Here is a 19,968-nt window from a genome sequence, read left to right on the forward strand (position 1 = left end):
GGGAAACAGGGAACGACGCAGGGGTCAGCGTACCGCATGACCGCCCGCGTCCACGTAAAGGGTCTGGCCGGTCATGCCGGTGGCGTCGGGGCTGACCAGGAAGGCGACGCAGCGGCCGATCTCGTCGAGCGTGACCAGCCGGCGCAATGGGGCCGACTCCGCGCTGTGCGCCATCAGGGTGTCGAATTCGAGCAGGCCCGAGGCGGCCCGCGTCGGCACCGGCCCGGGCGAGACGGCGTGCACCCGCACGTTCTTCGGGCCCAGCTCCACCGCCATGTAGCGCACCAGCGATTCCAGCGCCGCCTTCACCGGCCCCATCAGGCCATAGTTGGGCACCGCTTCATCGGCGCCGATGTAGCTCATCGTCACCAGTGCCCCGCCCGCGGGCAGGTGGGGCTCCATCAGATGGGCCATCTCGGCAAAGGAGTGGCAGGACACCCGGATGGCCAGGTTGAAGCCTTCGGCCGTGCTGTCCACCACCCGGCCATGCAGGTCGTCCTTGGGGGCCCAGGCGATCGAGTGGATGCCGAAATCCAGCCCGCCGAGCGCGCCGGCGGCGGCGTCGACTGCAGCGGCCAGTTCTCCGGGCTGTTCCACATCGCAGCGCAGCAGGGGCGCGCCGATCTGCGCGGCCAGTGGCGCCACGTGGGCCTCGGCCTTTTCGTTCAGGCAGGTCAGGGCCAGCCGGGCGCCGCGTTCGGCCAGCACCCGGGCGCAGCCCCAGGCGATGCTGTGCTCGTTGGCCACGCCCAGCACCAGGCCGCGCAGGCCCTCCAGCGTGCGGGGGGTGGGCGGCACTTCAGGGGACGACGCATCCATCAAGGCACTCCTTGTCAAGGTCGGCCGGATCAGGGCCCGGAAACCCGTAGTTTGCTGCACTGCGGCAAACCGCTTTGTGAACAAGGTGCTCAGCTTCGCATGCGGTCGGGATTGGATTGATGCAAGTCAAGCTGCTCCCAGCAGGCCCTCCGGGAGGGCCTCTTGTCACGGCTGCGTCACGCCGGCCCCCAAGACTCGCTGCGGCCAACTGCTGGAGCCCCACCATGAACAAGGACGATGCGGTGAGCAGCCTGGGCGCCTCGGCGCCGGGCTGGTCCTCGCTGCTGCAGCCGGCGCGCCTGCGCGCCGCGCTGTCCGCCAACGACCGCCTGAAGCTCTTTCTGAGCGTGCTGCAGGCCGCGGCCGCCCATGCGCAGGCGCCCCACCAGGCCCCGCTGGATCTGGCGCGCGAGATCGCCGCCGCCGGCATCGGGGTGCGCGAGGAGGCCGACTGGTTGCACGATCTGCCGGCCACCGCCGCGCTGGAGGGCGACGCCATCCGGCTGCCGGAGCTGCCGCGTCTGGCCGGCCACCTGCTGGAAGACCTGGGCGTGATGGCCCGGCCGCTGCTGGCCCTGCCCGACACCGACCCGGCCTTCGTCGAGCGGGTGACCGGCTGGCAGGGCCGGCTGCGCGGCATGGACGGCTCGCGGCTGGATGCGCAGACGCTGCGCGACCTGACCAGCGGCCAGCCCGAGGCCGGCGGCAGCCTGCACCGGCTGGTGATGGACCTGCACAAGGCGCTCAACCACCTGGCCGCGCGCCTGGCCAGCGACAACGTGGCCGGCGCCCATGCCTGGGACCTGGCCGCCGACGGCAGCGATCGGCCGCGGGTCGAGGCCTTCATGCGCGGGCTGGAACGCACCCGGGCGCTGAAGGGCGAGCACCCCGGCCTGGACACGGCCGCCACCCGCGAGGGCCCCCGGCTGATGATCCAGAACGACATCGGCACCAACGACGCCCATGTGCTGGTGCTGCAGGTGGACACCGGTGCCAGCGCGCCGACGATCACGCTGACCTATTCCGACCTGCACCGCCAGCGCTGCGCCTTCTTCCAGCGCCTGCTGGCCGAGGTGGGCGCGCAGTGGGGGCCGACGCAGAGCCGCCAGACCGCCGGCCTGAACGCGGGCGAGGCCTACCACGTGGCCACGGCCCGCTTCAGCCCGGCCGACGAGGCGGCGCTGCAGCAGCAGCTCGAAGGCATTGGTGAGCGCATCGTCTTTCTGATCGACTGGAACCGCGCCCGCAAGCGCCTGTTGCCTTTCGTCGACAAGGCCGCGGCGGTGGCGGTGCTCGACGCCACCGCGCGCCAGCGCGTCGGCCACCTGGCCTGGCTCTCGCTGGGCGGCGAGCGCCTGGTCTGGAACGCGATGGCGGCCCAGGGCCCCAGCGCCTTCCGGCTGGGCGACCGGCTCGACGAGGTGATGGGTGAGGACGCCGCGGCCGCCTTCCTGGTGGAGACGCTGGCGCTGGCCGACCGCGCCCGCCGCGAGGCCGAGCCCCCCGCGCTGCTGGCCGACCAGGTGCGGGCCCTGCTGACGCAGCGCCTGCAGGGGCGCCACGGCGGTTTCGACGCGCTGCAGGAGCACGCCGGTCTGTGTCATGCCATGGCCCAGGGCCTGCGCGACGCGCTGGCCCACGGGCACGACCGCGACCCCGAGGCGGCCGCTCACCTGGCGGCCCGAGCCAAGACCTGGGAACGCCAGGCCGACCACCTGGTGATGCGCGCCCGCGGCCAGGCCGAGCGCTACCCGCAGTGGCAGCCGCTGCTGCGCCTTCTGGAGCGCAGCGACGACGTGGCCGATGCGTTGGAGGAGGCCTGCTTCGTGCTGAGCCTGCGCGCCGACCAGGCCCCCGGCGGCCACGCCCCGGTGCGCGAAGCCCTGCTGGCGCTGGCCGAGTGCGTGCTGGGGGCGGTGCAGGACCACATCAAGGCGCTGGCCGTGGCCCGCACCCTGGGCGAGCGCAGTGAGGCCGCCGACCGCGACGAGTTCCTGGCCGCCTCCTGGCGGGTGCTGCAGGCCGAACGCCACGCCGACGAGCTGCTGCGCAGCGCGCGCCGGGCCCTGGCCCAGGCCGCCCGGGCCGACCACGACCCGGTGGCGATGACGCTGGGCAACGAGCTGGCCGCCGCGCTGGAGCTGGCCAGCGACGCGCTGCTCTCGCTGGGCTATGGCCTGCGCGAGCGGGTCTTCCTGCGGCTCGACGCCGGCACCGCCTGAACCCTTCCCGCTGTCTGACCATGCCCAACTTCGACCCCCACGCGCCCTGGCTGATCGGCTGCGGCGACGCGCCGGCCAGCCCGCTGCCCGGCCCCGAACAATTGGGCTTCAAGGCCTACAACCTGGCCCGCATGGCTGCGCTGGGCCTGCCGGTGCCGCCGGCCTTCGTGCTGGGCACCGCCTGGTGCGCGGCCGCCCAACCGCCCGGTCCCGCCGTCTGGCAGCCGGCACTGGCCGCGCTGGAGCAGGCCAGCGGCGCCCGCTTTGGCGATGCGCGCCGGCCGCTGCTGCTGTCGGTGCGCTCGGGCGCGCCGGTGTCCATGCCCGGCATGATGGAGACGCTGCTCAACATCGGCCTGTGCGATGCCACCGTGCCCGGCCTGCTGCGCCTGACCGGCAACCCGCGCCTGGTGTGGGACGCCTACCGGCGCCTGGTGGCTGGTTACGGCGAGATCGTGCTGGGCGTGCCGGCGGCCGTGTTCGAGGCCGATCTGCGGGCCCTGGCCGGCGGTCGCGACGAGCGTGACCTGGACTTCGCCGAGCTGCGCACCCTGACCCAGACCCACCTGGGCAGCGTGCGGCGCGTGGCCGGGCAGCCGTTTCCGCAGGAGCCGCAGGCCCAGCTGCAGGCCGCCATCGGCGCGGTGCTGGCCAGCTGGCGGGCGCCCAAGGCCGTGGACTACCGCCGCCTGAAGGAACTGCCCGACACGCTGGGCACCGCGGTGACGGTACAGCGCATGGTGTTCGGCAACGCGGGCGGCACCTCCGGCGCGGGCGTGGGCTTCACCCGCCACCCCAGCACCGGCGAACCTCAGCCCTGGGTGGACTTTCTGTTCAACGCGCAGGGCGAGGACGTGGTCTCCGGCCGGCGCAGCGCCCGTGGCCATGAGCAGCTGGCGGCGGTCGCGCCGCAGGTGTGGGATGCGCTGTGCCGCGCCACCCGGCAGGTGGAGCGCGCGCTGGGGGACATGCAGGACTTCGAGTTCACGGTCGAGAACGGCCGGCTCTGGCTGCTGCAGACGCGCGACGGCAAGCGCACCGCCCAGGCGCGGGCCCGCATCGCGCTGGACCTGTGCGACGAAGGCGTGATCGACACCGCCGAGGCGCTGCGCCGCACCGACGGCCTGGACGAGGCCGCGCTGACCCTGGCACGGGTGGTGGGCGACGATGGCAGCGCCCCACTGGCCGAGGCCGTGAGCGCCGCGCACGGCGTGGCGGTGGGCCGGGTGGTGCTGGACGAGGCGGCCGCACACCGGCTGGCCGCCGATGGCGCCGCGGTGGTGCTGGTGCGCCAGGACGCCGAGACCTCCGACATCGTGGCGCTGGAGCAGGCTGCCGGCCTGCTGACCGAGCGCGGCGCGCGCACCTCGCATGCGGCGGTGGTGGCACGCCAGCTGGGCAAGGTCTGCCTGGTGGGCTGCAGCACGCTGCACATCGACCTGCCCCGGCGCCAGCTGCGCTTTGCCACGCCCCAGGGCGAGGTGGTGCTGGCCGAGGGCGACCTGCTGACGCTGGACGGCCACCGCGGCTGCATTCTGCGGGGCGCGGCCCGCACCGAGCAGGAGGTGCCGGTGGCGTTGCTGGCGCGGTTGGCGGCCCTGCGGGGCGGCGTGGGCCGCTGAAGGCTCAGGCCTCGTCCTGCGCGCTGTCGCGCAGGGCCTGCAGCAGCGCGTCCATGTGCAGCGTGGCGCTGCGCTGGCTGTGGGCGGTCAGCACGCCCTCGCGCTTGAGCTGGGAGATCAGCCGGCTGGCGGTTTCCACCGTCATGTCCAGCATGGCGCTCATTTCCTGGCGGGCCGGCAGCCAGACGGGCTCGCCGTCGTGTTCGGCGAATTCGCTCAGCTTGAGCAGCAGGCGCAGCACACGGCGCCGGGCCGGGCCGGTGCACAGCTCGGTCAGCCACTCGTCGGCATCGTCGAGCGCGCGCTGCCAGCGCTTCATCATGTCGCGCATCAGCGCGGGCTGGTCGTTGGCCAGTTCGTCGAGCAGGCTGCGCGGCAGGCAGCAGACCTGCACCTCGGTGCAGGCCACCGCGTCGGCCGCGTAGCTCTGACCCAGCATGGCCTCCATGCCGATGGTGTCGCTGCGCCCGGCCAGGCGCAGGATGCGGCGTTCGCCGCGCTCGTTGGTGCGTTCCAGCCGGACCACGCCCGCGCGCACGGTGTAGGCGGCCAGGCCGGCCTCCTGCATGCGGTAGAGCGATTCGCCCGGGGCCAGCCGCAACTCGGCGATGTGGCCGTGGATGCGTTCCAGCGCGGCCTCGTCCAGTGCGCCAAACAGCGCGAAGCGACGCACCCGGCATTCGGCGCAGACGCGCGCCTGCGGGTTGTAGTACGCCGGTTGGAGAGGAAGGACGTCGGGCAGGCTCACGGGAACACCTCGGGGCTCAGGCCCCGAGTATGCCCCGGGGCGCCTCAGCGCTTCTGGTCGGCCTTCTGCAGGCGGGCGTGGCTGCGGGCGTTGCCCAGCGCGGCCATCCAGAAGGGTTCGGACTTGTGGGCCTTGTCGGCCAGCGGTTCAAAGCTGTCCTGGCGACGGGCAGGGGATTTCGGCGGCTGAGCGGATTTCTGCATGGCGGTCGGTGGGAGTGGTCGCCGGTTCTCTGGTTGGAACCGGTCATGGCTGTCAAACGCGGCAGGGGGCCGTCAGGATGACACAGGGGTGGGGCGGATCGCAACATCTGCTCACACCCCGCGCTGAAGGTTGGTGCTCACTTTCATCGCCAAGGCGACAGTTCCGTCCGCCCTCCGGGCGTGTCCGGGGGGTGTGGCCTGCGTTGCCACCCCTGGCTGAGTATGATGGCGGGTTGCCTCAGGACCGCCCATGTCGTCCGACTCCACGAACACGACCCCTTTGCTGCCGCCCGTGCGCACCCCGGTGGCCGCCGCCACCCGCATCTCGGTGCGCGGTGCCCGCACCCACAATCTCAAGAACATCGACCTGGACCTGCCCAAGCATGCGCTGGTGGTGATCACCGGCCTGTCGGGGTCGGGCAAGTCCAGCCTGGCCTTCGACACGCTCTATGCCGAAGGCCAGCGCCGTTATGTGGAGAGCCTCTCGGCCTACGCCCGCCAGTTCCTGCAGCTGATGGACAAGCCCGATGTGGACGTGATCGAGGGCCTGTCGCCCGCGATCTCCATCGAGCAAAAGGCCACCAGCCACAACCCGCGCTCCACCGTGGGCACGGTGACCGAGATCCACGACTACCTGCGCCTGCTCTATGCCCGCGCCGGCACGCCCTACTGCCCGGACCACAAGCTGCCGCTGCAGGCCCAGAGCGTCAGCCAGATGGTGGACGCGGTGCTGGCCCTGCCCGAGGGCACCAAGCTGATGGTGCTCGCGCCGGTGGTGCGCGACCGCAAGGGCGAGTTCGTCGAACTGTTCCAGGACATGCAGGCCCAGGGCTATGTGCGCTTCCGGGTCGACGGCGTGATCGTCGAGGCGCTGGACCTGCCCCCGCTCAAGAAGGCCGAGAAGCACGACATCGACGTGGTGGTGGACCGGCTGAAGACCAGCGAGGGCATGAAGCAGCGCCTGGCCGAGAGCTTCGAGGCCGCGCTGCGCATCGCCGACGGCCGGGCCATCGGCTACGAGATGGACGGTGGGCGTGAGCACCTGTTCTCGGCCAAGTTCGCCTGCCCCATCTGCAGCTACTCGCTGTCGGAGCTGGAGCCGCGGCTGTTCTCCTTCAACTCGCCGGTGGGCGCCTGCCCGCACTGCGACGGCCTGGGCCTGCAGACCTTGTTCGACCCGGAACGGGTGGTGGCCTTCCCCAGCCTGTCGCTGGGCTCGGGCGCCATCAAGGGCTGGGACCGGCGCAACGCCTACACCTTCTCAATGCTGGAGAGCGTGGCCGCGCACTATGGCGTGGACGTCGAGCTGCCCTTCGAGGAACTGCCCGAGGCCTTCCGCCAGGTGGTGCTCTACGGCTCCGGCGAGGACGAGATTGCCTTCACCTACGAGGCCGAAGGCCGCGGCGGCAAGAAGCGCAGCGTCAAGCGCGAGCACCCGTTCGAGGGCGTGATCCCGAACTTCGAGCGGCGTTTCCGCGAGACGGATTCGGTGGCCGTGCGCGAGGACCTGGCCCGCTACCAGAGCGCCAAGCCCTGCCAGCACTGCGGCGGCGCCCGGCTGCGGCGCGAGGCGCGCAACGTCTTCCTGCCCGGCACCGCGGCCGAGCGCGGCCAGCCCATCTACGAGGTGGAGCACATGACCCTGGCCGAGGCGCTGGCCTGGTTCGAGCGCCTGACACTCGAAGGCGCCAAGGCCGAGATCGCCGACAAGGTGGTGCGCGAGATCCGCTCGCGGCTCACCTTCCTCAACGATGTGGGCCTGAACTACCTCAGCCTGGACCGCAGCGCCGACACCCTGAGCGGCGGCGAGGCCCAGCGCATCCGCCTGGCCAGCCAGATCGGCTCGGGCCTGACGGGCGTGATGTATGTGCTCGACGAGCCCAGCATCGGCCTGCACCAGCGCGACAACGAGCGCCTGATCGGCACCCTGAAGCACCTGCGCGACCTGGGCAACAGCGTGCTGGTGGTGGAGCATGACGAGGACATGATCCGCGCGGCCGACTGGTGCGTGGACATGGGCCCGGGCGCCGGCACCCACGGCGGCCAGGTGATGTCGCAGGGCACGCCGGCACAGATCGCGGCCGACCCGAACTCGCTGACCGGCCAGTACCTGGGCCGGGTGTTGCGCATTGCGGTGCCCCATGAACGCCGCCAGCCGCAGCGCGACGAGCACGGCCAGCCGCGCATGCTGCGGGTGGTCAATGCGCGGGGCAACAACCTCAAGGGCGCGACGGTGCAGATCCCGGTGGGCCTGTTCACCTGCGTCACCGGCGTGTCCGGTTCCGGCAAGAGCACGCTGGTCAACGACACGCTCTATGCCGCGGTGGCGCGCAAGCTCTACAACAGCCACGCCGAGCCTGAGGCGCACGATGCCATTGAGGGCCTGGAGGCCTTCGACAAGGTCATCAACGTCGACCAGAGCCCGATTGGCCGCACGCCGCGCAGCAACCCGGCCACCTACACCGGGCTGTTCACGCCCATCCGCGAGCTGTTCGCCGAGGTGCCCGCGGCGCGCGAACGCGGCTACGGCGCCGGCCGCTTCAGCTTCAACGTCGCGGCCGGCTCCGGCGGCGGCCGCTGCGAGGCCTGCCAGGGCGACGGCGTCATCAAGGTGGAGATGCACTTCCTGCCCGACGTCTACGTGCCTTGCGACGTCTGCCAGGGCAAGCGCTACAACCGCGAGACGCTGGAGGTCCTCTACAAGGGCAAGAACATCGCCGAGGTGCTGGACCTGACGGTGGAGGACGCGCACGCTTTCTTCAGCGCCGTGCCGTCCATCGCCCGCAAGCTGCAGACCCTGCTGGACGTGGGCCTGGGCTACATCACGCTGGGCCAGAGCGCGACCACGCTGTCGGGCGGCGAGGCCCAGCGCGTCAAGCTGGCGCAGGAGCTCTCCAAGCGCGACACCGGCCGCACGCTCTACATCCTGGACGAGCCGACCACCGGCCTGCACTTCCAGGACATCCAGCTGCTGCTCAAGGTGCTCAACCAGCTGCGCGACGCGGGCAACACCATCGTCGTGATCGAGCACAACCTCGACGTCATCAAGACCGCCGACTGGCTGGTGGACATGGGCCCCGAGGGCGGCGCTGGCGGCGGCACGCTGCTGGCCGAGGGCACGCCCGAGGTCATCGCCGACTGCGCGGCCAGCCACACCGGGCGCTTCCTCAAGCCATTGCTGGACGAAGCGCGCTGATTCCGTCGATCATCAGGGCCCGCACCCAGGAGGCACCCCGATGAACGACGATGACACGCTGGTCGTCTGGCTGGCAAAGGCCTGGGACAGCCATGACCAGGATCCCGCAGCCCTGGCCGATGCCCTGCGGCTGCCGGACAGTGCCGATGGGGCGGAGCTGGTGCGGCTGGCCCGGCATGTGATGCTGGCCCACCTGGCCGATGGCGAGCGCCTGCAAGCCTTCATTGAAGCCCTTCCCGATCATGCCGGCTTGCAGGACGCGCGGGAGCGAGCCGGCTGGGCCCTGGCCACCTGGCAGGAGCGGACACCGGCCCTGGCCCTGGCCCTGGCCGACGAGGTGGCCTGGCCGCTGCTGGGCGAGGTGTTGCAGGCCCGCTGTCGTGCCGGCCGGGCCGGCGAGGTGCTGGCGCTGCTGACCGCCCAGGAGGCGCAGGCCTGCGACCACCCGGCACCTGCCGCACGGCGCGCCTTTGCGGCCAACTGCAACAACACGGCCCTGGCGCTGCGTCTGGGGCCCCGAGGCGATGCGCAACGCGATGCCGTGATGATCGCCCTGGCACGGCGTGCCTGGCAGACCGCCGGCGGCTGGCTGGAGGTGGAGCGGGCGGACTACCAACTGGCCTTGTGCCATGCGGCGGCGGGGCAGGGGGAGGCGGCGCAGCGCCATGCCCGGGCCTGTCTGGACGCCTGTGTGGCCCATGGGGCCGATGCGATGGAGCGCTTTTTCGCGCACGAGTGCGCGGTGCATGCCGCGCGCAGCGCCGGGCGGCCGGCCGAGCTGGTGACCCATCGCCAGGCCATGCAGGCGCTGCTGCCGCAGATTGATGAGCCGTCAACGCAGGCCTGGTGCGCCGAGGTCCTGGCCGGTCTGCCATCCTGAACCCGCGTCCGCTTCGGGCATGAAAAAAGCCGGCCCATGGGCCGGCTTTGGCGTGTTGCCAGCGGGCCGGGTGGCCCGCCGTGGCATCACTTCAGGTGGCTGTTGATCAGCTTGGTCATCTCGAACATCGACACCTGGGCCTTCTTGAAGATTTCCTTCAGCTTGGCGTCGGCGTTGATCATGGTCTTTTGCGCAGCGTCCTGCAGACCATGCTTCTTGATGTACTCCCAGACCTTCTTGGTCACTTCGGTGCGCGGCAGGGCCTTGTCACCGATGACGGCGGCCAGCAGCGGGCTGGGGGTCATCTCCTTCATGAAGGCGGCGTTGGGGGTGCGCTTCTTGGCGGGCGCAGCCTTCTTCGCAGCCGGAGCCGCAGCCTTCTTGGCCGGAGCCGCCGCCTTCTTCGCGGGTGCTGCAGCCTTCTTGGCGGGCGCAGCCTTCTTGGCCGGAGCCGCCTTCTTCGCAGTTGCCATTTGGAATCTCTCCATCAAAGAAATGTTGATGTGCCGGGCGCGGGCGAAAGCTGCATGAACTCTCGCTTCTCTGCAGTACCGCAGCGAGGGCAATGGTAATGCCTGCACCAGGGGCTGAGAAGCAGTTTTCCCTCGTAAAACCCTCGTCCTTCCCTCTGAAACGCGCATTTTTGTGGCCCCGCAACGTCAGGCGTGCAGATTCGCGGTCTCCGAGGGGCGCGCGGCACAATCAAAGCCTCCCCACCTCGGAGGCCATGGTCGATGAAACTCTTTGTGCGCTGGCTGCTGTTGGCAGCCGCCTTGGCCCTGGTGGCCAATCTCTACAGCGGGGTCATGGTGGCCAGCTTTGGCAGCGCGATGATCGCGGCGCTGGTGCTGGGCCTGTTCAACACCTTGGTGCGGCCGCTGCTGGTGTTGCTCACGCTGCCGGTCACGCTGGTGACGCTGGGCCTGTTCCTGTTCGTCATCAACGCGCTGATGTTCTACTGGGCCGCCGGCCTGCTGGACGGCTTTGCCGTCACCGGTTTCGGCGCGGCCCTGGTGGGCTCGCTGCTCTACAGCCTGTGTGGCCTGGTGATCGACATTGCGATGGAGCGGCTGTTCCCCAGCGACTGAGCCCGGCCGCTCAGTCGTTGCGGGCTTCGGCCTGCAGGCGCCGCTTCTCTGCCTCCATCTCGCGCAGGCGGGATTGGATGATGGAGGCCTCGACGTAGTCGGAGCGCGGGTCCTCCTTGGCCAGGCGCTGCGCGGTGCGGAAGCGGTCCACCGCGCCGTTCACATCGCCTTGCGTGGCGGCCACTTCGGCGGCGGCGCGCAGGGCGCGCAACCGCAGGCCCTGCGCCTCGGCGCACTGCGACAGGGCCTGCCAGGCCAGGGTGTCGCTCTTGTGCTCCGTGACCCAGGTCTGCAGGGTTTCCAGGTTCTGTCGCACCTGGGCGGCGGCCTCGGCATCCCCCGCGCGCTGCCAGACCAGGGCCGCATCCGAGCGGGCCAGCATCACCGGCCGGGAGCGGTCCTGGCCCAGCGGCGCCAGCGCGGCGGTCAGCGTCTCGCGCGGGCGGTTCAGCGCAGTCTCGATCTCCAGGCTCAGCAGGCGCAGGTCGCGCAAGGCCACGGGCTCGTCGGCATAGCGCTGGGCCGCCAGGGCCAGCGCGCTGTCGGCGATGCGGCGGGCGGTGTCGAACTCGCGCAGCTTCAGCGACGCGAAGGCCCCGGCATACAGCGCGCCCAGGCGGGCCGTGTCCACCGCCGGTGAGCCGGGCGCGGCCTGTTGCTGCAGGCGGCGCAGCGTGGGCTCGCTGGTGTCCATCAGCACGCGGGCGCGGGCCTGCATCAGCGCATGCACGGCCGCGCTGGGCGGGCGGTGCGAGGGCGAGGCGTTCATGCGCAGCCGGGCATCGCTGATGCGCTCGATCGTCAGCGGGTGGCTGCGCAGGTAGGGGTACTGGTTGCTGTCGTTCAGGCGCGAACTGGCTTCCAGCTTCTCGAACATCTGCGACATGCCCGACGAGGCAAAGCCGGCCTGGGTCATCAGCTGCATGCCGATGTGGTCGGCTTCCCGCTCCATCTCGCGCGAGAAGTTCAGCTGTCCCTGCACGGCCGCCGCCTGGCTGCCCATCACCACGGCATTGGCGGCGTCCACGCTGTTGCTGTGCGCGGCGGCGATCAGGCCCAGCACCAGGCCCGCCATCGACAGGATGCTCTGCTGCTTCTGGGCCGCCATGCTGCGGGCGATGTGCCGCTGCACCACGTGGGTCAGCTCGTGGCCCAGCACCGAGGCCAGTTCGTCGCTGCTGCCGGTCATCGCGATCAGGCCCAGGTGCACGCCCACATAGCCGCCGGGCAGCGCGAAGGCGTTGATGGACTTTTCGCGCACCTCGAAGGTTTCCCAGGCGAACAGCCGGGCCCGTTCCGGTTCCAGGTAGCCGGCGTTCTGGGCCGCCTGCACCAGCGGCTGCCAGATCGACTGGATGTAGTCGCTCAGCACCGGGTCGTCCAGGTAGTCCGGGTCCTGGCGGATCTCCATCATGATCCGCTCGCCCAGGCGGTTCTCGGCGGTGATGTCGAAATCTTCCGAGACGGCATCGCCCAGCGCAGGCAAATTGACCTGGGCGGCCGCGGGCTGCGGCCAGCCGGAGCCGGCCGTGGCGGTGATCAGGGCCAGCGCCAGGGCCGTGGGGCGCAGCAGGCGGTGCGCCAGGGGGGCTTTCATCGACAAATCCGCTTTCTCGTGGCGGCGGCCACGCTCCTCTCAAAGACTCCTGGCGCGCGCAAAAGTTCGGCTCGCTATCATCGCACCCCCGGGCGGGCCGGAGTTTGCGCCCGCGTTTCTCCCACGGATGCCTTGCCCATGCCTTCCCAGCCGCTCACCCACTTCGATGCCCAAGGACAGGCCCACATGGTGGACGTGGCCGGCAAGGCCGAAACCCACCGCGTGGCCCGCGCCCGCGGCAGCATCCGCATGCAGCCGGCCACGCTGGCGCTGGTGGCCAGCGGCACGGCCAAGAAGGGCGACGTGCTGGGCATCGCCCGCATCGCCGCCATCCAGGCCAGCAAGCGCACCGCCGATCTGGTGCCGCTGTGCCACCCGCTGCCGCTGACCCGGGTGGCGGTGGAGCTCGCATTGGACGAAGCCGCCAGCGCCGTGCACATCACCGTGCAGGCCGAGACGCTGGGCCGCACCGGCGTCGAGATGGAGGCCCTGACCGCGGTGCAGGTGGGCCTGCTGACCATCTACGACATGCTCAAGGCCGTGGACCGCGGCATGGTCATGACCGACATCCGCCTGCTGGAGAAGCAGGGCGGCAAGAGCGGCCACTGGGTGGCGCCGGACGTCGCCTGAGCGGCCCAGCTCAGGCGTTCAGTGTCCGCTCTGCACGCTCAATGCTGGCCAGCACCTCGTCCAGAGATGGAATGCCGCCGAAGATCATGCCCGACATGGCGGTGTAGTCCGCGCGCAGTGCTCCTTCCATGGCCGGCGATGGCATCAATGTGAAGCTGCCATGCACGGCCGTTTCGTGGCTCAGGTCAGGGCTGCCAAAGAACAGCCGCGCGTGTCTGGCGCAGTCCGTCGCAAGCGTCTGGTTTTCAAGCCATTTGCTGGCCTGCTCGTGGCGCAGGAGCTGATGTACATCGTAATAGTGACGTGACACGCGCTGTCCACCATGCCGCAACACACCGCGCCTCTCAAACCATTGGCGCAGGCCGTGCAGGATGATGATCTTGTCCCAGAATGTGCGCCCCGCTTCGACGGTCGTGATGTTCCCGACGCACAGGTCGAGATCAGGCAGGTCCTGGGCGACGTAAGGCACGATTGAAGCGAAGGTGTGTGGGTCGAGCGCCGACTTCGCGCCCGCCTCGATCTTCACGGCGGAGCGGATGTAGCCCTCTGTCATCGTTGCTGGCGGATACCTCAGCAGCAGCGTTTGTTCATCCGGATCGTCGGGGTCGCGCTCCAGGCGTAGGCGCGGATCGCCCAGGGCCACCACCCGCTGGGTCAGTTGTTCGGCCAGTGGCCCATTGATGAATGTGCAGCAGGCATCGCGGATGGCATCAAGTCGGCGGTGGCGTTGCTTCCCGCTGAGTGCTTCCAACGCGGCGGGATCGACCTCTTGTCCGATGTCCTCGCGGAACACCGTGATGTCGATGTCTTCCGAAAAGCGTGAGATGAGGCCAAAGGCCTTGGACAGCGACGTGCCACCCTTGAACAGCAGGCGTGGGCTGTCTGCCGCCAAACCGTTGAACAGTGCATCCAAGGTCCAGCACACCCAAAAGTCCTTTTCGACGTTTTGCAAAGGTGTGCCCAGGCGTGCTGCGGCACCAGCGAACAGACCTGCCCGGTCGGCGTCGCTGGCCTGAATGATTTCGCCATAGGCGCCGTTCATCTTGCTCCCCTGAGTTCAGCAGAGGAAGCGTCGGAGCGTGTCGGTGGGGGCGTGCAGGTGGGGTCGAAGCCCGGCACGGTGCGCAGGAAGGCCTGCATCCATGCCGGAAGCACGCCAAAGCCCTGGATCAGATCCTCTTGGAGGACCGATCCATATCGTGCGTCGGCGAAAAGCCGGGTCAGCTTTTGTCTGATGTCATTGCTCTCGGATGGCAGCATGTCTTTGAGCCAGTACAGTGCTTGAACGACCCGCATCGCCGGGCGACCAGCCCAGTAGAGGCGGCTGGGGGCTGTCAGCTTGAACTCGACAAACAGACTGCCGAGCTGTATGGAGCGGCGGCGCAGGTCGCTGTAAAGCGTCACGCGCGCAGGCACGGCATCGGTTAATCCGAGGTCGTTGGCGGCCGTCATCCCATCGATGAGGATGCGGCTCTGGTCGCGCCGAGCCAGTGCGTCCACCACGGCGCGGTAGTCGGGGGCTGCGGGCTGCCTGGTCAGCCGGTTGAGGCGGGGACGGTCATACAGGCCGCGGTCGATCCGGCGCAGCTCTCCACGGTTGGCCATGCGTTGCAGGGCCTTGTCGATGGCTGCACGGCTGCCCAAGGCCGCGAAGTCTGCAGGCGCCCAGACGCTGCTCGGTGGCGCAGCATTCACCTGCTTCAGGATCTGGTCTCTGACGTCTGGCATGGGGCCCTCTCTTTGTCCGAAATTTATATACAAATTACGGACAATTCAAGAGCCCGCCGCCTCACCCATTCGCACCCCTCAATGCGCGGCGGGCATGAAGGCCTGCCACGGCACCGCACGGGCCGGGGCCTCGCACTGGAAGGGGCGGGGCTGTTGCTCCGGGTCGTCGCAGACGGCAAAGAAGTCGTCGCTGGCCGGGTTGCGGAACTCGCGCAGCCGCTCGGCCAGCGCGCGGGCCTCGTCCGGGTGGCCGGACTCATCCAGCGCCTGGGCCCAGGCCATCATCAGCCGCGTGTCCAGCAGCGCGTGGGTGGCGGTTTCAAACGCGCCCAGGGCCTGCGAGGGCGGCTCGGTGGTGGTGGCCAGCGCGTAGTCGGCCTGGTAGCTGAAGAACACGCTGCGCTGGCCGTCGCGGATGCGTTCCGCCAGCGAGGTGGTGGTGTCGCCCGGCTGGTAGATCACCACCACGCGGTGGTAGTCCCACACCGCGAACAGCGCGCCGGCGGTCATCAGCCCGCCCATCACACGCAGGGCCCAGGGCCGTGGTGAGGTGGGCAACCGGGTGGACTCGGCGGCGGCCACGGGCGGACGGCGCAGCGCATGGCCCAACGCCCAGGCGGTGGGCAGCAGGAAATAGGCGTACCACAGCGGGTATTCCAGCAGGCTGTGCAAGCCGGCCAGCAGCACCATCACCAGGGCGGCGTGGGCCCCGGGCGCCGCGGCCACCGGCTGGGCCCGGCTGCGGCGGAAGGCCTGCACCAGCGTGCCCCCCAGCAGCGCCGCCAGCAGCAGCGCCACCGGCACGCCCAGCTCCACCGCGAACTGCAGCAGCAGGTTGTGCGTGTGGTCGAAGAAGGCCACCGGCCGGTCCGGGAAGGGCGACAGCGTCCAGGCGAAATTGAACTCGCCCCAGCCCACGCCCGTCCAGGGCTGGGCCGCGATCAGCGACAGCGTGTTCTTCCAGATCGCGAAGCGGGACGAGGACAGGTCCTTCTCCGCCAGCCGGGCCTCGCCGCCAAACACATGGGCACTCTCATGCGCCCAACCGGCCATGCCCAGCCAGCACAGGCCATAGACCACCGGCACCGCCAGCAGGGCCAGGCGCACGCGGCCGGACAGGCGCCGGTCCAGCGCGCCCCAGCCGGCCAGCAGCACCGTGGCCACCATGCCGGTGCGCGAGGCCGTCAGCACCACCGCGGCGATCATCAGCACGCCCAGGGCGGCGGCCAGCCCGCGGTGCAGCGGCCAGCGCAGCACCCGGCCCGCCTGGGCCAGCGGCACCAGCGCGATCACGCCCCACAGGATCAGCGTGCTGAGGTGGTTGGGCTGGCGCAGGTTGCCCACGGCCCGGCCCGGCAGGCCGGAATGGGCGATCCATGTGCCGTCCGTCCACTGCGGCGCGAACACCTGCAGCAGCGCGATCACGCTGCTGAGCACCCCCGCCAGCACCAGGCCGGCCAGCACGGGCTGCACCAAGGGGCCGCCGGTGTCGTCCTCACCATCCTTGGCGGCGGGGGCCTGGGCCGCCAGCAGCACCGCCCCGGCGCACAGCATCTGCGCCAGCGATGACAGGGCCAGCGACGAGGGCAGCCCGCTGTGCCAGGACCACAGCACCTCGGCCAGCAGCACCCCCAGCACCAGCAGCGGCAGGGCCACCGCCGGCAGGGCGTGGCGCAGCGGCGCGCGCGGCAGGCACATCAGCACCGCCCCCCAGCCACCGACCGCCAGCAGCTGGTTCAGCAGCGTGGTGGAGGGGCTGACGTTGAAGGCGAGAAGGGCGGGGGCGGTGAGGGCGAGGAGGGCGGCGACCCACAATGGATTGCGAGAAAGGCTGGTTGGCTGCTGCATAGGGCGTTGCGAGAGGCTTCCTCTCAAGGAGCGGCAGAGCGTGTCCTGCCTTCCCATGGCAACGCGGGGAAGTCGACGGTCTGCAAGACCGGCCATTTTGCCTGGGCTTCACCCCAAGCCTGGCGCGCTTCCGCACAGCGTTCGGCCACGCTCATCCCACACAGGTTGATCAATGTGGTGCGAGCGACCTCGGGGCGCTCATTCAACGCGGCGGCCAAGGCGTAGCGCATCAACGCGGGTGGATAGGGAAAACGTTGGGCTGCATGTTTCATTCTGACCAACTCTGATGCCGACATGCCGGGGGACGCGGGAGTCAGTAGCAACCACTCATATTCCCGCTGCATATCCAACAGACGGACGTCGGGCAACGCGGGCGGAACGTCCTGAGGGCCAATTCGCCGGAGATAAAACCGCAAGTCCCGCGTACTGGATTCGATTTTCAGGTAGTCAATCGTGACCCAGCAGAAAGCGATGGTGGCCACGGCCAACAGCGTGGTTCTGACGGGGAGCACCAGCCGAAAGGTTTGTCTTCCATGGTCTGGGGCGCTGGTGAGCCACCCCATCAGCAGGCCGGATGGCAGCAAGAAATAGGTGTAGCTGTGGGGAAACTCCAGCAGTGAATGGATGAGTACAGCGCTGACAGCCATCAATGCCCACCAAACAGGGCTGGTGTTGCAGTGCTTCAGGGTGTTTTTGAGCCACAGAAGAAGACCCGCTGCCCACAGAACGGCAAACGGAACCCCTGCCGAGATGATCAGATCGACCAGCAGGTTGTGTGAATCCTGGGTCATTCTGAAGGTGGGGTAGACGGCTGTAGCGGCTTGTTGAGCCAGCGCGATCTGATTGAAGCCATAGCCCGTCCACGGTGCGAGTTGGGCGGCGTGCAGGAGATTGGTCCAAAGTGTCAGTCGCCCCGTTTCCTGGGCGAGACGGTCAGAAAAGCCTTGAACGTCACTGAGCAGCAACGCTTGGCTGAGCGACGGCATGAGGGCGGCGCAAGTCAACACGATGCCGAGATAAGCCCCCACGGCCTGGGGTGAGGGAAGTGCCTTCAAACGCCGACGCATGCCGAGTGTGGCAAGGCCGCCAGCGGCGATGGCAAACCAGCCCGTCCGAGACTGAGCCAGGATCAATCCAACCGAGAGCCAGCCCAGCAATGCCAAGGTGGGCCACAGGCGCAGAGCCCGGTTGGCTTGCAGGTACAAGGTTCCTGCAACAGCCATTGCGCACAAGGTGGCCAGGTGATTGCGTTGGCCCAGATTGGCGAACGGCGTGGAGGTTGGTGGGACGGCTGTGACCCACAGCAGGTGTGTATTCCAGTGCAGCCATTGCAGCAGGGCGGCCAGCACGGAGAGGCTGGCGGCCACGACCAAGGCGGTGAAAAGCCAGTTCAGAAATCTTCGGTCGAACCGATCGCGCAGGTATTGGCCGGCCAACAGGCACATGCCAAACGCCAGCAGGTAGAGGCTGCTCAAGGCGGCGTCGCCGAGGTAAACCTCTTGGCCGGCCAACCATTGCCCCCAGGGCAGCAAGGCGCTGGCCATGGTCAGTTGGGAAAGTGGCGACCAGTTCAGATCGTCATGCGTTGTCAGCCAAGCTGCCAACAACAGCAAGCAGCCGAAGGCGGCGGACCACTGTTGCTCAAAGGAGCTCCAGGGGGGATAGTGCCCTGGCAGAAGAAAACTGAGGGCCAGCAACAGCAGGCCAAACAGGGTGGCTACCCCCCGCAGACCGGAAGGAGGAGACATGCACCGGCGTCCCAAATAAAAAAAAGGACTCCGGTCCCGGAGTCCTTGATGTCCATGCTGTCTGCTATGACAGCAGAGAATGGAATTAACCGCGGCAAGAGCCCGGCAGGTACTTGGAGGGCACAGGGCTCGCAGATGCAGGGCCGCACTTCCATTGGTAGACCTGTTGCGAGCTGCCGCTATAAGTCATAGCAGTTCCATCCGCCTTCGCGGGGGTCAGCGTGATAGCCTTGTCGTCGATAGTAGTGTCGCCGAAACCGGTGGCTGTCACAGTGATGACACCATCATCACTCGTTGCAACAGACTTCACGTACTTGGAACTTTGGCTAGCGGATTCGCAGCCCCAGTTGCCGGCACCGATGGATGACGCAGAGCCCGATTGGTACACCTCGGAGATGGTGGTGCGGCAGGCCGAAGCGGCCAGCACGACTTCCGACATCTTGGCGCGCTTGGTGTAGTCCTGATAGGCCGGCAGCGCCACGGCGGCCAGGATGCCGATGATCGCCACGACGATCATCAATTCGATGAGGGTGAAACCTTGTTGAACACGCTTCATGAGGAACTCCTGAAAGCAAGGCCCGCGAAGGTGGGGCCGGTGGGTTGGATACGCTCTTCTCTCAGCGAAAGCCGTGCCAGGGGGCAGACCGTGCAGAACTGCGCAGTGGGCAGGGGCGACTGACAATTTTTGTCAGTCTGGGGTGCCCAAGTCCGGTCGCGGCGGGGGCGGGGTGCCCTGTTTTGTCAGCCGGTTTGTATCGGCGTGTCAGCGCCAGGCCAGGGTGTCGCCCGCGCTCAGCGGGTGCAGGTGCAGGTGCGGCACCCGCTGGCGCAGGTCGTCCAGCACGGCGTGCTGCTCGCCTGGCTTGATGTGGGTCAGGTGGATCTGGGCGCCGGTGGGCAGGCGGGCCAGTTCGGCTGCCAGCGTGGAGGGGCAGTGGTGCAGGCTGTCGGCGGCCACGCCGCGCTCGGCTTCCGAGAAGGCGATCTCGATGACCAGGTGCTGCACGTTGCGCGGACCCAGGGCCGCCACCAGGGCCGGGTTGGGGCCGGTGTCGCCGGTGTAGACCCACCAGCCGCCGGCGGCGCCTTCCACCGCATAGCCCACGGCGGGCACGCTGTGGCGGGCGGGCAGCACCTCGATGTGGCGTTGGGCCCGGCCCAGGTGCAGGTGCTGGCCGGTCTGCAGCTCGTGCAGGCTGAGCACCGGCTGGTCCGCCCGCGGCAGGCGGGTGAAGTCGGGCCAGAGCAGGCCATTGAACAGGTGCTGGCGCAGCACGGCCAGGGTGGCGGGCAGCGCGTGGATCTGGATCGGGGGCCGGCCGGCGCGGCGGCGCATCACGCTGTCGGCCAGCAGGGGCACGCCCAGCACATGGTCCAGGTGGGAATGGCTGAGCAGGATGTGGTCGATGCGGGCCAGCTCGTCCAGCGTCAGGTCGCCCACGCCGGTGCCGGCGTCGAACAGGATGTCGTCATCCAACAGGAAGGCGGTGGTGCGGCAGCCGGCGGCGATGGAGCCGGAGCAGCCGAGGACGCGCAGGCTCATGGTGAAGGCGGGCGAAGGGTGGACGGGCAAGAGAAATCGCACGGCCGGAGGCGCGGGCAGAACGCGCATGGTCGCCGCGGGGCGCCGGCAGCGCAA

Annotated in this window: 17 protein-coding genes; 6 read left to right on the forward strand and 11 right to left on the reverse strand. The window is 69.3% G+C overall.

Annotated features, from left to right (window positions below):
• Positions 1-24: 24 nt before the first annotated feature.
• Positions 25-819 carry an enoyl-ACP reductase FabI gene (gene fabI / locus KGA65_RS01375; protein WP_225861348.1) on the reverse strand — a complete coding sequence of 265 codons (795 nt, stop codon included), beginning with the start codon at positions 817-819 and terminating at the stop codon, positions 25-27.
• A 224-nt stretch (positions 820-1,043) separates the two neighbouring features.
• Between fabI and KGA65_RS01380 the strand changes: the two genes are divergently transcribed.
• Entirely contained in the window at positions 1,044-3,041 is a 1,998-nt protein-coding gene (locus KGA65_RS01380; protein ID WP_225861349.1) for a phosphate transport regulator, read from the forward strand.
• Between the two features lie 20 nt (positions 3,042-3,061).
• Positions 3,062-4,663 carry a PEP/pyruvate-binding domain-containing protein gene (locus KGA65_RS01385; RefSeq protein WP_225861350.1) on the forward strand — a complete coding sequence of 534 codons (1,602 nt, stop codon included), beginning with the start codon at positions 3,062-3,064 and terminating at the stop codon, positions 4,661-4,663.
• Positions 4,664-4,667: 4 nt separating this feature from the next.
• Here the strand turns inward: KGA65_RS01385 and KGA65_RS01390 are convergent, their stop codons facing one another.
• Positions 4,668-5,411: a Crp/Fnr family transcriptional regulator gene (locus KGA65_RS01390; RefSeq protein ID WP_225861351.1), complete on the reverse strand. Its 744-nt coding sequence runs from the start codon at positions 5,409-5,411 to the stop codon at positions 4,668-4,670.
• 44 nt (positions 5,412-5,455) lie between these two features.
• Positions 5,456-5,614: a hypothetical protein gene (locus KGA65_RS01395; RefSeq protein WP_225861352.1), complete on the reverse strand. Its 159-nt coding sequence runs from the start codon at positions 5,612-5,614 to the stop codon at positions 5,456-5,458.
• A gap of 250 nt (positions 5,615-5,864) precedes the next feature.
• Between KGA65_RS01395 and uvrA the strand changes: the two genes are divergently transcribed.
• Positions 5,865-8,810 (forward strand): excinuclease ABC subunit UvrA, encoded by a 2,946-nt coding sequence (uvrA, locus tag KGA65_RS01400; RefSeq protein WP_225861353.1) that lies wholly within the window; start codon positions 5,865-5,867, stop codon positions 8,808-8,810.
• 40 nt (positions 8,811-8,850) lie between these two features.
• A complete protein-coding gene (locus KGA65_RS01405) occupies positions 8,851-9,690 on the forward strand; it encodes a hypothetical protein (RefSeq protein WP_225861354.1) in 840 nt (279 codons plus the stop codon).
• Between the two features lie 86 nt (positions 9,691-9,776).
• Here the strand turns inward: KGA65_RS01405 and KGA65_RS01410 are convergent, their stop codons facing one another.
• On the reverse strand, positions 9,777-10,163 hold the full coding sequence (locus tag KGA65_RS01410; RefSeq protein ID WP_225861355.1) for an SWIB/MDM2 domain-containing protein: 387 nt from the start codon (positions 10,161-10,163) through the stop codon (positions 9,777-9,779).
• 261 nt (positions 10,164-10,424) lie between these two features.
• On the opposite strand from KGA65_RS01410, the gene KGA65_RS01415 reads away from it, so the two are divergent.
• Positions 10,425-10,778 carry a phage holin family protein gene (locus KGA65_RS01415; protein ID WP_225861356.1) on the forward strand — a complete coding sequence of 118 codons (354 nt, stop codon included), beginning with the start codon at positions 10,425-10,427 and terminating at the stop codon, positions 10,776-10,778.
• A gap of 10 nt (positions 10,779-10,788) precedes the next feature.
• Here the strand turns inward: KGA65_RS01415 and KGA65_RS01420 are convergent, their stop codons facing one another.
• A complete protein-coding gene (locus tag KGA65_RS01420; RefSeq protein ID WP_225861357.1) occupies positions 10,789-12,375 on the reverse strand; it encodes a M48 family metalloprotease in 1,587 nt (528 codons plus the stop codon).
• Positions 12,376-12,513: 138 nt separating this feature from the next.
• Here KGA65_RS01420 and moaC point away from each other — a divergent pair, with 138 nt between their 5' ends.
• The gene (gene moaC / locus KGA65_RS01425) at positions 12,514-13,005 is read left to right on the forward strand and encodes a cyclic pyranopterin monophosphate synthase MoaC (protein ID WP_225861358.1); all 492 of its coding nucleotides are present in this window, start codon (positions 12,514-12,516) and stop codon (positions 13,003-13,005) included.
• Positions 13,006-13,015: 10 nt separating this feature from the next.
• Here moaC and KGA65_RS01430 read toward each other — a convergent pair whose 3' ends face one another.
• From KGA65_RS01430 to KGA65_RS01455, 6 genes are all read right to left on the reverse strand, one after another.
• Positions 13,016-14,047 carry a nucleotidyl transferase AbiEii/AbiGii toxin family protein gene (locus tag KGA65_RS01430; RefSeq protein ID WP_225861359.1) on the reverse strand — a complete coding sequence of 344 codons (1,032 nt, stop codon included), beginning with the start codon at positions 14,045-14,047 and terminating at the stop codon, positions 13,016-13,018.
• Complete coding sequence (locus KGA65_RS01435) at positions 14,044-14,733, reverse strand: DUF6088 family protein (RefSeq protein ID WP_225861360.1); 690 nt, start codon at positions 14,731-14,733, stop codon at positions 14,044-14,046. Before KGA65_RS01435 ends, KGA65_RS01430 begins: the two co-directional genes overlap by 4 nt.
• A 78-nt stretch (positions 14,734-14,811) precedes the next feature.
• Positions 14,812-16,548, reverse strand: coding sequence for a PglL family O-oligosaccharyltransferase (locus tag KGA65_RS01440; RefSeq protein ID WP_225861361.1), 1,737 nt, complete (start codon positions 16,546-16,548; stop codon positions 14,812-14,814).
• 56 nt (positions 16,549-16,604) lie between these two features.
• Positions 16,605-18,329 (reverse strand): PglL family O-oligosaccharyltransferase, encoded by a 1,725-nt coding sequence (locus KGA65_RS01445; protein WP_225861362.1) that lies wholly within the window; start codon positions 18,327-18,329, stop codon positions 16,605-16,607.
• Between the two features lie 85 nt (positions 18,330-18,414).
• Positions 18,415-18,885, reverse strand: coding sequence for a pilin (locus KGA65_RS01450; RefSeq protein WP_225861363.1), 471 nt, complete (start codon positions 18,883-18,885; stop codon positions 18,415-18,417).
• A 207-nt stretch (positions 18,886-19,092) separates the two neighbouring features.
• Positions 19,093-19,872 carry a 3',5'-cyclic-nucleotide phosphodiesterase gene (locus KGA65_RS01455; protein WP_225861364.1) on the reverse strand — a complete coding sequence of 260 codons (780 nt, stop codon included), beginning with the start codon at positions 19,870-19,872 and terminating at the stop codon, positions 19,093-19,095.
• Positions 19,873-19,968: the final 96 nt, after the last annotated feature.

This window comes from Ideonella benzenivorans, from assembly GCF_020387415.1.
GTDB classification, from domain to species: Bacteria; Pseudomonadota; Gammaproteobacteria; order Burkholderiales; family Burkholderiaceae_C; genus Ideonella; species Ideonella benzenivorans.